We start from the raw sequence: 13,387 nt of genomic DNA on the forward strand, positions 1-13,387 counted from the left end.
CGATACCTGCACTGCAGGTATAACCCTGTTCGGTTGCACCGACCCACGCAGACGCGTGGGTTTTTTTTATCTTTTTTTTGCGGCCCCGCATCGCTGTTTGTCAGGGACTCCGCTTTAATTCTGCTCTGTACTTGTCGCCGCCCGGCAAATCCTGCAAGGTAATTACCATTTTTGACCTTGCTAAGGAGCTGGCATGCTATTTACCCTTTTGCGCACTCTCTGTCGCCTGCTATGGCGCGTGGAGCTGCGCGGCGATCTTACGGCGCTGCATAAAGAGAAAGTGCTGATCGCGCCTAATCATATGTCCTTTCTGGATGGCGTGCTGGTTGCGCTGTTTTTACCGATCAGGCCGGTATTTGCGGTCTATTCTGCTATCAGCACCCGCTGGTATATGCGCCTGCTGAAACCGATTATCGACTTTGTCCCGCTCGATCCCACTAAGCCGATGTCGATCAAACATCTGGTTCGCATGATTAACACCGGCCGCCCGGTGGTGATTTTCCCGGAAGGTCGTATCACCGTGACCGGGTCGCTGATGAAGATCTACAGCGGTGCCGGCTTTGTGGCGGCGAAATCGGGCGCGACGGTGGTGCCGATGCGCATTGAGGGAGCGGAGTACACGCCGTTTGGCCGTCTTGGCGGGGTATTTAAGCGTCGCCTGTTTCCCCGAATTACGCTGAGCGTGCTGCCAGCGACCCATATTCCGATGCCGGAGGCGAAACGCGCCCGCGACCGGCGCGTGCTGGCAGGTGAACACCTGCACCATATTATGATGGAAGCGCGCATGGCGGTGCGCCCGCGCGAAACGCTCTACGAAGCTTTTCTCAGCGCGCGTACCCGCTACGGACTGACCAAAGCCTGTATTGAAGATGTGAATTTTCAGCCGGACAGCTACACCGGGCTGCTGAAAAAGGCGCTCGGGGTGGGACGTATTCTTGAGCGCTACAGCCGGCAGGGAGAATATATTGGTCTGCTGCTGCCTAATGCTACCGTGACCGCTGCAGCGATCCTCGGTGCATCCATGCGCGGGCGCGTTCCGGCCATGCTCAACTATACGGCTGGCGTCAGCGGCATGCGTGCCGCGCTGACCGCCTCGCAGGTAAAAACCGTGTTTACCTCACGCCAGTTTCTGGAAAAAGGCAACCTGTGGCATCTGCCGCAGGGGCTGACTGAAGTCGAATGGATTTACCTCGAAGATCTTAAAGAGACGGTAACGCTGCAGGATAAGCTATGGATCCTTGGCCATCTGCTGCTGCCGCGCCGGGCACAGCTGGCGCAGCAGCCGGAAGAGGCGGCGATGGTGCTGTTTACCTCTGGTTCGGAAGGCCATCCTAAAGGGGTGGTGCATTCTCATAAGAGCCTGCTGGCTAACGTGGAGCAGATCCGCACCGTGGCCGACTTTACGCCGCGCGATCGCTTTATGTCAGCGCTGCCGCTGTTTCACGCCTTCGGCCTGACGGTGGGCCTCTTCACGCCGCTGCTCACCGGGGCGCAGGTTTTCCTCTATCCCAGTCCGCTGCACTATCGCATCGTGCCGGAGCTGGTTTATGACCGCAACTGCACCGTTCTGTTCGGTACGTCAACGTTTCTGGGTAACTACGCGCGCTTCGCCAGCCCCTATGATTTTGCCCGTTTGCGCTACGTGGTAGCCGGTGCGGAGAAGCTGCAGGAAGGCACGCGCCAGCTCTATATGGAGAAATACGGTATTCGTATTCTTGAGGGCTATGGCGTCACCGAGTGCGCGCCGGTTGTGGCGATCAACGTGCCGATGGCTGCCCGCACGCATACCGTTGGCCGTCTGCTGCCCGGCATGGATTCCCGTCTGATTTCAGTGCCGGGCATTGAGCAGGGTGGCCGGCTGCAGCTGCGCGGCCCGAATATCATGAATGGCTATCTGCGTGTTGACGCGCCCGGCGTGCTGGAACCGCCCGTGGCGGACAACGGCGAAGGTGTGATGGAGGCGGGCTGGTATGATACCGGTGATATTGTCAGTTTCGATGAAGGCGGTTTTTGTCAGATTCAGGGCCGGGCGAAGCGCTTTGCCAAGATAGCCGGTGAGATGGTGTCGCTGGAGAGCGTTGAACAGATTGCGCTGAAAGCCTCCGGTGAAAAACAGCATGCCGCCTCGCTGCGTCCGGACGGTAATCGCGGCGAAGCGCTGGTGCTGTTTACCACCGACAGCGAGCTGACGCGCGAGCAGCTGCTGCAGGCGGCGCGTGAAACCGGTGCGCCAGAGCTGGCGGTGCCGCGCGATATCCGCGTCATGAAACAGCTGCCGATGCTCGGCAGCGGTAAGCCAGACTACGTCAGCCTGAAGCAGCTGGCGGAAGAGGAGAGAGCATGAGCCAGCATGGGGAGGCCCGCGCTCCGCTGCTGTCGCGCGGTATGATTGCCGTGATCGTGGCGCAGTTTTTTTCCGCTTTTGGTGATAACGCGCTGCTGTTTGCCACGCTGGCAGTGCTGAAAAATCAGTTCTACCCCGACTGGAGCCAGCCGGTCCTGCAGATGCTGTTTGTCGCCACCTATATTCTGCTGGCGCCGTTTGTCGGGCAGATGGCCGACAGCTTCGCCAAAGGACGGGTGATGATGCTGGCGAATAGTCTGAAGCTGCTGGGTGCGCTGACCATCTGTTTCGGCTTTAATCCGTTTCTCGGCTATACGCTGGTGGGCATCGGCGCGGCCGCTTACTCGCCGGCGAAGTATGGCATTCTGACGGAAATCACCAGCGGTGAACGTCTGGTGAAAGCCAACGGGCTGATGGAGGCATCGACCATCGCGGCCATTCTGCTCGGTTCGGTAGCGGGCGGGATACTGGCGGACTGGCATCTGCTGATGGCGCTGGCCGCCTGTGCGCTGACCTACGCGCTGGCGGTCGTCGCCAATCTCTTCATTCCCCGCCTCAGCGCGGCGCGTCCCGGTCAGAGCTGGCATGCGCTCAGGATGCTGCGCAGCTTCAGCGGTGCAGCACGCCAGCTGTGGCATAACGGCGAGACGCGTTTTTCCCTGCTGGGTACCAGTCTGTTCTGGGGAGCAGGAGTCACGCTGCGTTTCCTGCTGGTGCTCTGGGTGCCGGTGGCCTTAGGCATTACCGATAACAAAACGCCCACCACCCTCAACGCCATGGTAGCGATAGGAATTGTACTGGGCGCGGCGGCGGCGGCTAAGCTGGTGACGCTGCAGACGGTGCGGCGCTGTATGCCGGCAGGGGTGCTGATAGGAGTGATGGTGGTGCTGTTTTCGCTGCAAACCACGCTGCTGAACGCTTATCTCCTGCTGATGGCGATCGGCGCCCTGGGCGGTTTTTTTGTGGTGCCGCTCAACGCACTGCTGCAGGAGCGCGGTAAGGCGAGCGTGGGTTCAGGTAATGCAATTGCCGTGCAGAACCTCGGCGAGAATAGCGCCATGCTGCTGATGCTGGGTCTCTATACCCTGGCGATTAAGCTCGGTGCCCCGGCGATTGCCACCGGCACAGGCTTTGGCATAGCATTTGCCGCCGCAATCGCGCTGCTGTGGTGGAAATCGCGTCCCGTATCCCCGTAGGGGCCGCATTTATGCGACCCTGGTGCATTCAAAGGGCGTCATTAATGACGCCCCTGCGAATTCCCATCGCATGATTCAAAATTCCCGCAGGGGTCGTATTCATGCGACCCTGGTGCATTCACAGGGCGTCATTAATGACGCCCCTGCGAATTCCCATCGCATGATTCAACATTCCCGTAGGGGTCGCATTTATGCGACCCTGGCGTATGTATCGATGCACCTGCGTTTATACGATTTCACCGCAATCAAAAAGGGCGTCATTAATGACGCCCTTGCGTTAATCTCCGCCGTATTCATATAACCCTGAAAAATTACGGTGCGGGATAGGTATACTGCCGGTGGATGGTTTCCAGCGCTTCCAGCACATCGGCGTTCAGCGTCAGATTAAAACTCTCCACATTCGTTTTCAGCTGCTCCAGCGTGGTCGCGCCCAGCAGGGTACTGGCAACGAACGGCTGCTGGCGCACATAGGCGAGGGCCATTTGCGATGGATCCAGATTATGCTGCTTTGCCAGGTCGACATAGGCGGCGATCGCCTGTTGCGACTGCTCACTGCTGTAACGGGTAAAGCGGCTGAACAGCGTGTTGCGGGCGCCAGCGGGCTTCGCGCCATTCAGGTACTTGCCGCTCAGAGTACCAAATGCGAGGCTTGAGTAAGCCAGCAGCTCCACGCCTTCATGCTGACTAATCTCGGCCAGCCCAACCTCAAAGCTACGGTTCAGCAGACTGTAAGGGTTCTGAATCGTCACAATCCGCGGCAGTTCATGTTTTTCAGCCAGCTGCAGATAGCGCATTACGCCCCAGGCGGTCTCATTCGAAACGCCAATGTAGCGGATCTTACCGGCGCGCACCTGTTCGGTCAGCGCTTCCAGCGTCTCCAGCAGGGTCACGGTCGCGGTACTTTCGCTGTACTCGTAGCCGAGCTTGCCAAAGTAGTTAGTCTGGCGCTGCGGCCAGTGCAGCTGATAAAGATCGAGGTAGTCGGTATTCAGACGCTTCAGGCTGGCATCCAGCGCCTCGCGAATGTTTTTGCGATCGAGCGCCTGATGCGGGCGGATCAGCGCGTCGCTGCCGCGAACCGGCCCGGCGACTTTGCTGGCGAGGATCACTTTATCGCGGCTGCCGCGCTTTTTCAGCCAGCTGCCAATGTATTGTTCAGTTAATCCCTGGGTTTCAGGACGCGGCGGAACCGGGTACATCTCTGCGGTATCGATCAGATTGATGCCCTGGCTCACAGCGTAATCGAGTTGTTCGTGGGCGTCGGCTTCGCTGTTTTGCTCACCAAACGTCATCGTGCCTAGCCCCAGTTGACTGACTTCCAGCGTACTATGGGGGATACGGTGATAATGCATTGCCGGCTTCCTTTTTTCATTATGAAACGGAATGTTCTGTCCTTTCGGACTATAGCCTGTCTGACACAGAGGAAGGAAGAGGGGAAACTCCGGGAAATCGCCTGCACGGAGGAAAACGCCGTGCAGGCCGGGTAATCTGGCACTTAACGTTCAATGATGGTGGAAACTTCATCACCGTTGATCTGCATAACGTGACCCTGCCGATCGGTGTACTCAACCAGGCCGGTCTCTTTATCGATCGAGGGCTTGCCCTCGGTCATAATCATCTGGCCATCTTTTGTTGCCATCACATAGTCACTACTGCAACCGCTCAGCACTGACGCTGCCAGCAGTAAACCCGCTACACCCGCTAACCCTTTCATTATCCGCTCCCTGAGCTGCTCCAACTGCAAAAGTGTAGTAATAAATGCTTTTACCTGACGAAGTAATCGCATGATTCTTAAAAAAGCGAGAGATAGCGTGCATTAGCTTGACAAGCAGGCACGTTTCCTGCTGGTTGCTCAGCACACTGAAGAGTGTAACGTTAGCTGGCGGACGCTGGCAAAACCAGACGTCGGAAAATGTGCGGTATAAGAGAGCGTGTAGTGAATTACAGTAAAAAATGGCGCGCCAGCAGCGCAGCCGTAAAGTGCTTTTTAAGATAGAAGCCGCGCGGCAGCGTCATAATGCGTTCACCATGCTCACCTACGGCTTCCGTCAGCGCCCGGTTGTTGGCTGCTTTGGGACGGATTTGCAGCCAGGCGCCGTGGCGGGCGGTAATACGCTCGACCTGCCCCAGCACAATCATATCCATCAGCTCCTCCCAGTCGGCGCGCAGCTGCTGCTCCTCTTCTGCGTCTGGCTGCCAGAGCAGGGGCGTACCCACCCGACGCTCAGCCAGTGGGATCGTGCGCTCGCCCTCAACCGGGATCCACAATACCCGCGCCAGCTTATGGCGCACATGGCTTGACGCCCAGGTCACGCCGCTGTTACCCGTCAGCGGCGCCACACAGACAAAGGTGGTCTCCAGTGGCCTGCCCTGAGCATCAACCGGAATGGTTTTAAGCTCGATACCCAAATGCGCAAAATCCTGCTCCGCTTTACTGCCGGCGCTGGCACCCAGGTGCAGCTCCAGCAGCATGCCGACCCAGCCTTTATCGCGTTTAAGATTATCAGGTACCGGCAGGTTAAGCCGGGCTGCCAGGGTTTCCAGCCGCTCTCCGGCCAGCTGATGCGCACGCTGCAGCAACTCTTCTTCACTTATCGGGGAACCGGGCAAAGGATCGTGAAATGTCATGATCAATATCTGAGTTGGTTAAAAAATAATCAGTTTGCGGGCGGGCAGGTTGTCCACATCGCCTCTTTCTGAACGGGCGTCATAATAGCATGATTCACACTGCTTTTTTGAATGACTGCAGCAGCAGGTACGGTTCAGAGAGACAGTTTATCCCGATTTGTCCGCCACAATAAACAGGATATCAGTGTAAGTTATCCACAGATAAATTGGATAAGCCCGTCCTGAGCCGATCCCTGTTTCTATTTACAGGGCCTGCTGAACCGCAATGCGCGATTTTTTTGCATCATCTGACCAGGTTTAGGGCATTCCTTGTGGATAAAAACAACGGCGGTTGTTTTTTAATCACACGTCTCTCTTTGTCTGACCCGCGCTAAAAAAAGCCTTTCGGACTGACACTATTTTTTTGATTAAGTTATTAATTATAATCATATATTTATCAGGATGAGAATCCTCTGTTTTGCGCTGGCGTTAAACTGTCTGCAGTTAATTACCGCGTTCTGCACAAAGCTATCCACAGAAAAAGTGCATAAGATCGCACAACAGGCAGGGTAACTGTTTATAAGTTAAGTCATCTCTGTGGGTTAACTCTTTTTTATTCTGCGGAGGTCCGGCTTATCCAGTGGTTTACCGCCTGTAAGGAGTGTGAAACAATCAGACCATTCAAATTAAGCTTTGAGGTAGTCCAGTGATCGATGATGATGGCTACCGCCCGAATGTTGGTATCGTAATCTGCAACAGGCAGGGGCAAGTGTTATGGGCCAGGCGCTTTGGACAGCACTCCTGGCAGTTTCCTCAGGGAGGCATCAATCCGGGTGAAACCGCAGAGCAGGCGATGTATCGCGAACTGTTCGAAGAAGTGGGTTTACACCGCAAAGATGTTCGAATACTTGCTTCAACCCGTAACTGGTTACGTTACAAGTTGCCTAAACGTTTGGTGCGTTGGGATACAAAGCCGGTCTGTATCGGCCAGAAACAGAAGTGGTTTCTTCTGCAGTTGATGTGTAATGACGCGGATATCAATGTGCAACACAGCAGCACACCCGAGTTTGATGGCTGGCGCTGGGTGAGCTTCTGGTATCCGGTACGTCAGGTGGTCTCCTTCAAGCGCGATGTTTACCGGCGCGTCATGAAAGAGTTTGCTGGCGTGGTAATGTCGATGCAGGAGAGTGTGGGGCAGCGCAATAACCCTGTTGCCCACCGTCGTAAAAGAGGATAGGCCACGCCCCTTATGCTCACTCAGTTGCGCGAAATAGTAGAAAAAGTGGCGGGTGCACCGCGTCTGAATGAAGCACTCGACATTCTGGTTAACGAAATCTGCCTGGCGATGGAGACCGAGGTCTGCTCGGTTTACCTCGCCGATCACGATCGACACTGCTACTACCTGATGGCGACCCGCGGTCTGAAAAAACCGCGCGGCCGTACGATCGCACTGGCGTTTGATGAAGGCATTGTCGGCCTGGTTGGCCGGCTTGCTGAACCCATTAACCTGGCCGATGCGCAGAGTCACCCCAGCTTTAAATATATTCCTGCTGTAAAAGAAGAGCGTTATCGCTCTTTCCTTGGTGTACCTATTATCAGTCGTCGCCAGCTACTGGGCGTGCTGGTGGTGCAGCAGCGCGAACACCGTCAGTTTGATGAGAGTGAAGAGTCATTTCTGGTGACGCTCGCCACGCAAATGGCGGGGCTGCTCTCACAGTCACAGCTCGGCCAGCTATTTGGCCAGTTCCGGCAGACCCGTGTTAAAGCGATTGCAGCCTCTCCGGGCGTGGCGGTGGCGATCGGCTGGGTGGATGAAACACAGCCGCTGCTGGATCAGGTTTCTGCCGCATCAACCCTTGATCCCCAGCGCGAGCGCGAGCGGCTGGTGGTGGCGATGGGGGAAGCGGGCAATGAATTCCGCCGTTTCAGTAAACGCTTTGCGGCCGGCGTGCAGAAAGAGAGCGCGGCAATCTTCGATCTCTACTCGCATCTGCTGACCGATGCGCGGCTGAAAAAAGATCTGTTTGCGGAGATCGAGCGCGGATCGGTGGCTGAGTGGGCGGTGAAAACCGTGATCGAAAAGTTTGCGGCGCAGTTTGCCAGCCTGCAGGATCACTATCTGCGCGAACGGGCCGGCGATCTGCGGGTGCTGGGGCAGCGGCTGCTGTTTCATCTTGATGATACGCTGGTGGGAACCAACGCCTGGCCGGAGCGCTTTGTGCTGGTGGCCGATGAGCTGACGGCCACGACGCTGGCCGAGCTGCCGCATGAGCGGCTGGCAGGCGTGGTCGTGCGCGACGGCGCCGCTAACTCACATGCGGCGATCCTGACGCGGGCGATGGGGATCCCGACCGTGATGGGTGCCGATATCCTGCCGGTGCAGCTCAACAAGCGGCAGCTGATCGTTGATGGCTATCGCGGGGAAGTCCTGATCGATCCTGAGCCGGTGCTGGTACAGGAGTATCAGCGTTTGATCAGCGAAGAGAACGCGCTGAGCAAAATGGCGGAAGGCGTGGTGGATCAGCCCGGTGAGTTGAAAAGCGGGGAGCGGGTGCAGGTCATGCTCAATGCCGGTCTTAGCCCGGAGCATGAGCAGGCGCTGGACAGCTGGGTCGATGGCATCGGCCTTTATCGTACTGAGATCCCGTTTATGCTGCAAAGCGGCTTCCCGTCAGAAGAGGAGCAGGTGGCGCAGTACCAGGGCATGCTGCAGCTGTTTTACGATAAGCCGGTCACGCTGCGCACGCTGGACGTCGGCGCGGACAAACAGCTGCCCTATATGCCAATCAGCGAAGAGAATCCGTGTCTTGGCTGGCGCGGTATTCGCCTGACGCTCGATCAGCCGGAGATCTTCCTGGTCCAGGTGCGGGCCATGCTGCGCGCTAACGTCGCCTCCGGAAACCTCAATATTCTGCTGCCGATGATCAGCCATATTGATGAGATCGATGACGCGCGCCGGCTGATCGATCGCGCCGGACGTGAAGTGGAGGAGGTACTGGGCTATCCCATTCCCCGGCCGCGTATCGGCGTTATGATCGAAGTGCCCTCAATGCTGTTTATGATCCCGCATCTGGCCAGCCGCGTTGATTTTATCTCGGTCGGCACCAACGATCTGACGCAGTATCTGCTGGCGGTGGATCGCAATAACACCCGGGTCGCAAACCTCTACGATCCGCTGCATCCCGCCATGCTGCGCGCGCTGCATACCATTGCGCGTGAAGCCCGGGAAGCCAAACTTGAGCTCTGCCTGTGTGGTGAAATGGCGGGCGATCCCATGTGTGTCGCGCTGCTGGTCGGGCTTGGCTATCATCATCTCAGCATGAACGGCAAAAATATTCCGCGGGTGAAGTACCTGTTGCGACATCTGGATCGGGAGGAAGTACAGAAGCTAAGCCAGCAGGGCATTGCAGCGCATACCGCTTCGGAAGTGCGTCATCTGGTTGCGGCATTTATGGAGCGTCGCGGTCTGGGTGGACTGATTCGCGGCGGTCGTTAACGGTTTACATTTCTGCGGAAACTGTGAAAAGCGGCTGTGCTATGATGCGCAGCCTTTTATTGTCTGGCCCTTTAGCCACGCCCGCGTTGGGCAGAAAAATCGATGGTGAATAATGAATAACGGCTACATTTCATTTCCCCAATTCGATCCGGTGATCTTCTCAATCGGACCGATTTCGCTTCACTGGTACGGCCTGATGTATCTGGTGGGCTTTGTTTTTGCCATGTGGCTTGCGGTGCGCCGCGCCAACAAGCCCGGTAGCGGCTGGACGAAAGACGAAGTGGAAAACCTGCTTTATGCCGGATTCCTCGGCGTCTTTCTCGGTGGTCGTATCGGCTATGTGCTGTTTTACAATCTGCCGCTGTTTCTGGAAAACCCGCTCTACCTGTTCAAGGTCTGGGATGGCGGCATGTCCTTCCACGGTGGCCTTATCGGCGTGATTGTGGTCATGCTGATTTTTGCCCGTCGCACGAAACGTACCTTCTTCCAGGTGTCTGACTTCATTGCGCCGCTGATCCCGTTTGGTCTTGGCGCGGGTCGCCTCGGTAACTTTATCAATGGCGAACTGTGGGGCCGCGTGGCGCCCGATTTTAAATTCGCGATGCTCTTTCCGGGATCGCGCAGTGAAGATCTCGCGCTGGCGGTGAATAACCCGCAGTATCAGCAGCTGCTGAATACCTATGGCGTACTGCCCCGTCACGCCTCCCAGCTCTATGAGCTGTGTCTGGAAGGCGTGGTGCTGTTTCTTATTCTCAACCTGTTTATTCGCAAACCGCGTCCAATGGGCAGTGTCTCCGGACTGTTCCTGATTGGTTACGGCGCGTTTCGCATTATTGTCGAGTTTTTCCGTCAGCCGGATGCGCAGCTGGGGCTGTTTGAAGGCGGTATCAGCATGGGGCAGATCCTCTCTGTGCCGATGATTCTGGCGGGCATTATCATGATGGTCTGGGCGTATCGTCGTCGTCCGCAGCAACAAACCCGAGAGGTAAAATGAAACAGTATCTGGAACTGATGCAGCATGTGCTGAATGAAGGCGCAGAAAAGGCCGACCGTACCGGTACCGGCACGCTTTCCATTTTTGGCCACCAGATGCGTTTCAATCTGCAGGAAGGCTTCCCGCTGGTCACCACCAAAAAAGTGCACCTGCGCTCTATCATTCACGAGCTGCTGTGGTTCCTGAAAGGGGAAACCAACATTCAGTATCTGAAAGAGAACAAGGTCACCATCTGGGATGAGTGGGCGGATGAAAACGGAGATTTAGGTCCGGTCTACGGCAAGCAGTGGCGCAGCTGGGGCAGCGCCTCTGGCGCAGAGATCGATCAGATAAGCAGAGTCATTGAGCAGCTGAAACGCGATCCGGACTCACGCCGCATTATTGTCTCAGCCTGGAATGTGGGCGAGCTGGATCAGATGGCGCTGGCTCCGTGCCACGCCTTTTTCCAGTTCTACGTCGCGAACGGCAAACTCTCCTGCCAGCTCTATCAGCGTTCGTGCGATATCTTCCTCGGCCTGCCGTTTAATATCGCCAGCTATGCGCTGCTGGTGCATATGGTCGCGCAGCAGTGCGATCTGGAAGTGGGTGATTTTGTCTGGACCGGTGGCGATACCCACCTTTACAGCAACCATCTGGAGCAGGCTTGCCTGCAGCTGACGCGCGAACCACGTCCGCTGCCGAAGCTGGTGATTAAGCGTAAGCCAGCCTCAATTTTCGACTATCAGTTCGAGGATTTTGAGGTAGAAGGCTACGATCCCCATCCTGCCATCAAGGCCCCTGTGGCAGTCTGATCTGCTCCCGATAGCACCTGAGCCCTGCCGCTGTGCAGGGCTTTTTTTTTGCCTGTCAGGCCACGTTTTTCTGACGCTGCCGCACAAAAAAATGGTTCTCTCTGTAGCGGCTGAAGCACGTCTGTGAGCCACTCCTGACCGCACAATTGTCACGCTTGTAGCGCTGCTGCGCTGACGGCAGAGTGACGTCATGAACAGAGATAATCATCACGGATTTACCCTGCCGGAACTGCTGATCGTCATGCTCATCGCAGGCGTACTGGGCGGCGGGGCGATACAGGGGTGGCAGCGGTGGCAGCAGCAGCAGCAGCTGCGCGAAAGTGTGCTGCAGCTGCAGGCGTTTTTGCTGCAGCTGCGTGCGCATGCGGGCTGGCATAATCGCGAGCTAAAGCTCTGGCTGCAGCCGGGTCAGGGTGGCTGTCTCGGTACCGGCCCCGTACCGCCTGCAGGCTGCACGACGCCCTCGCGCTGGTGGTTCACGCCACCGTATGCAGGCATACACCTCAGCGCACTGACGGGCGAACCCGGTTTTTACGGGCGCAGAGACGTAGCGCGCGCCGGTAGCGTGGAAATAACGAGCGCTGCCGGGCGCTGGCGCGCAATCATCTCTGCCCGCGCGCGTGTTCGTCTCTGCCAGCCGGAAGCAGCGACGTGCGGGTAGCTCAGGCCGGGTTCAGCCTGCTGGAAACGCTGATTGCGCTGGCGATAAGCGCCATGCTGATGCTCAGCCTGGGGCGCTTTCTGCCGCTGCTGCTGGAACAGAATCTGCGGCTGCAGCAGCGGGTACAGCTGCAGCAGGAGCTGGAGCAGATAGCCGGCATGCTGGAAAAAGCGCTGCGCCGGGCGGGCTACTGCCGGGGAACCTGCAGCGGTGCGCCACTGACGCTGGCAAACAGCGGCAGCTGTGTGCTGCTGCGCTGGGATGAGAACAGCAACGGTCGCTGGGAGGGAGCGGGGCATAGCGACAGTGATTACTACGGCTATCGTCTGCGTAGCGGGCAGCTGGAGATGCAGCGCGGCGTTGAGGCGTGTCACGGTAGCGGCTGGGAGCGCATCACCGATCCCGCATTTATGCTGCTGGAACGTTTTCAGGTCAGCCGCCAGCAGCGCTACCTGCGGCTGGAGCTGGCGGCACGTGCAGGTCAGCAGCAGGTCACGCTGGTACGCGTTATCGAAGGCATCAATCTGTGAACCAGCGGGGCAACAGTACGCTCGGCATGGTCATGATGCTGCTGCTGCTGGGAGGCGTAACGCTGCATGCGACCCGCCAGCAGCTGAGCCGCAGCATGGTGCTGGTTGCCGATACGCAGCACTACTTTCAGCATCACAGCCAGGCGCAGGCGGCGCTGCGCTGGGGAGTGCAGCAGCAGTGGTCGCCGGCTGAAGGCTGGCAGTGTCAGCAGTGGACAACCGCGCAGTGGCAGAGCTGTCTGCTGCGCAGGGAGGAAGGGCATGGCTTGTTATCCGCGCGCCAGGCAGGCAGCGCACTCTGGCTCTACCGCTGGGTTGAACTTCGTGGAGCGCGCGTGCTGGCCTTGCCGCACGGCTGGATTGACTTCTGCCCGCTGGCCGCGCCGGAGGCGTGTCCGGGAGAGGCAGTTACAGCGGGGATTTAGCCTCGCCGAGGCGCTGGTGGGCATGCTGCTGCTGGCGCTGAGCATCTCGACGCTGCTGCACTATCAGCGTGCGCTGACGCTGGGGTTCAGCCAGCAGTGGCAGCAGCGACAGGCGTGGCAGGTTGCGCAGCAGGCGTTGCTGGGTCATGACACAGCGGGCTGGCACACGCAGCGCCAGCAGCAGATTCTGCCAGGTAGCTGCACGCTGGAGCGGGTGACCGTGACCGGCCCGCATCAGCGCACAGCGATGCTGGCACGGCTGAAATGTCACGAAGATGACCAGATTAATAGGCATCTCCGCCGTTTAAGGGTAGAGTGACCAGGCTGTAGGGTACTGCTTTGT

The 13,387-nt window shown here is 57.7% G+C and carries 13 protein-coding genes; 10 read left to right on the plus strand and 3 right to left on the minus strand.

Annotated elements, in window-relative coordinates; all coding sequences use genetic code 11:
* Positions 1–193 precede the first annotated feature (193 nt).
* Together aas and lplT are read left to right on the plus strand one after the other, a co-directional pair.
* Entirely contained in the window at positions 194–2,344 is a 2,151-nt protein-coding gene (gene aas, locus FS690_RS10960) for a bifunctional acyl-ACP--phospholipid O-acyltransferase/long-chain-fatty-acid--ACP ligase (RefSeq protein WP_039379979.1), read from the plus strand.
* Complete coding sequence (gene lplT / locus FS690_RS10965; RefSeq protein ID WP_104085481.1) at positions 2,341–3,540, plus strand: lysophospholipid transporter LplT; 1,200 nt, start codon at positions 2,341–2,343, stop codon at positions 3,538–3,540. The genes aas and lplT overlap by 4 nt, the downstream gene beginning before the upstream one ends.
* Before the next feature lie 311 nt (positions 3,541–3,851).
* Here lplT and FS690_RS10970 read toward each other — a convergent pair whose 3' ends face one another.
* From FS690_RS10970 to mutH, 3 genes are all read right to left on the minus strand, one after another.
* Positions 3,852–4,892: an NADP(H)-dependent aldo-keto reductase gene (locus FS690_RS10970; protein WP_039379975.1), complete on the minus strand. Its 1,041-nt coding sequence runs from the start codon at positions 4,890–4,892 to the stop codon at positions 3,852–3,854.
* Between the two features lie 143 nt (positions 4,893–5,035).
* Entirely contained in the window at positions 5,036–5,254 is a 219-nt protein-coding gene (locus FS690_RS10975) for a YgdI/YgdR family lipoprotein (RefSeq protein ID WP_039379973.1), read from the minus strand.
* 227 nt (positions 5,255–5,481) lie between these two features.
* The gene (gene mutH, locus FS690_RS10980; protein WP_039379971.1) at positions 5,482–6,168 is read right to left on the minus strand and encodes a DNA mismatch repair endonuclease MutH; all 687 of its coding nucleotides are present in this window, start codon (positions 6,166–6,168) and stop codon (positions 5,482–5,484) included.
* A 685-nt stretch (positions 6,169–6,853) separates the two neighbouring features.
* Here mutH and rppH point away from each other — a divergent pair.
* The 8 genes from rppH to FS690_RS11020 all read left to right on the plus strand — a co-directional run bounded on the left by rppH (position 6,854) and on the right by FS690_RS11020 (position 13,363).
* Positions 6,854–7,384: an RNA pyrophosphohydrolase gene (rppH, locus tag FS690_RS10985; RefSeq protein ID WP_039379969.1), complete on the plus strand. Its 531-nt coding sequence runs from the start codon at positions 6,854–6,856 to the stop codon at positions 7,382–7,384.
* Positions 7,385–7,396: 12 nt separating this feature from the next.
* Positions 7,397–9,643, plus strand: coding sequence for a phosphoenolpyruvate--protein phosphotransferase (ptsP, locus tag FS690_RS10990; RefSeq protein WP_039379967.1), 2,247 nt, complete (start codon positions 7,397–7,399; stop codon positions 9,641–9,643).
* Between the two features lie 112 nt (positions 9,644–9,755).
* Positions 9,756–10,637: a prolipoprotein diacylglyceryl transferase gene (gene lgt, locus FS690_RS10995; RefSeq protein WP_039379964.1), complete on the plus strand. Its 882-nt coding sequence runs from the start codon at positions 9,756–9,758 to the stop codon at positions 10,635–10,637.
* Entirely contained in the window at positions 10,634–11,428 is a 795-nt protein-coding gene (gene thyA / locus FS690_RS11000) for a thymidylate synthase (protein WP_039379962.1), read from the plus strand. The genes lgt and thyA overlap by 4 nt, the downstream gene beginning before the upstream one ends.
* Before the next feature lie 190 nt (positions 11,429–11,618).
* Entirely contained in the window at positions 11,619–12,089 is a 471-nt protein-coding gene (locus FS690_RS11005; RefSeq protein ID WP_039379959.1) for a prepilin-type N-terminal cleavage/methylation domain-containing protein, read from the plus strand.
* Positions 12,080–12,619, plus strand: a complete 540-nt coding sequence (locus FS690_RS11010; protein WP_039379955.1) for a prepilin peptidase-dependent protein — start codon at positions 12,080–12,082, stop codon at positions 12,617–12,619. Before FS690_RS11005 ends, FS690_RS11010 begins: the two co-directional genes overlap by 10 nt.
* Entirely contained in the window at positions 12,616–13,044 is a 429-nt protein-coding gene (locus FS690_RS11015; RefSeq protein WP_104085484.1) for a DUF2509 family protein, read from the plus strand. Before FS690_RS11010 ends, FS690_RS11015 begins: the two co-directional genes overlap by 4 nt.
* A gap of 22 nt (positions 13,045–13,066) precedes the next feature.
* The gene (locus FS690_RS11020) at positions 13,067–13,363 is read left to right on the plus strand and encodes a prepilin-type N-terminal cleavage/methylation domain-containing protein (protein WP_113655886.1); all 297 of its coding nucleotides are present in this window, start codon (positions 13,067–13,069) and stop codon (positions 13,361–13,363) included.
* The last annotated feature ends 24 nt before the right edge of the window (positions 13,364–13,387 follow it).

Source organism: Pantoea sp. PSNIH1, from assembly GCF_007680655.1.
Taxonomy (GTDB): Bacteria; Pseudomonadota; Gammaproteobacteria; order Enterobacterales; family Enterobacteriaceae; genus Pantoea; species Pantoea eucrina.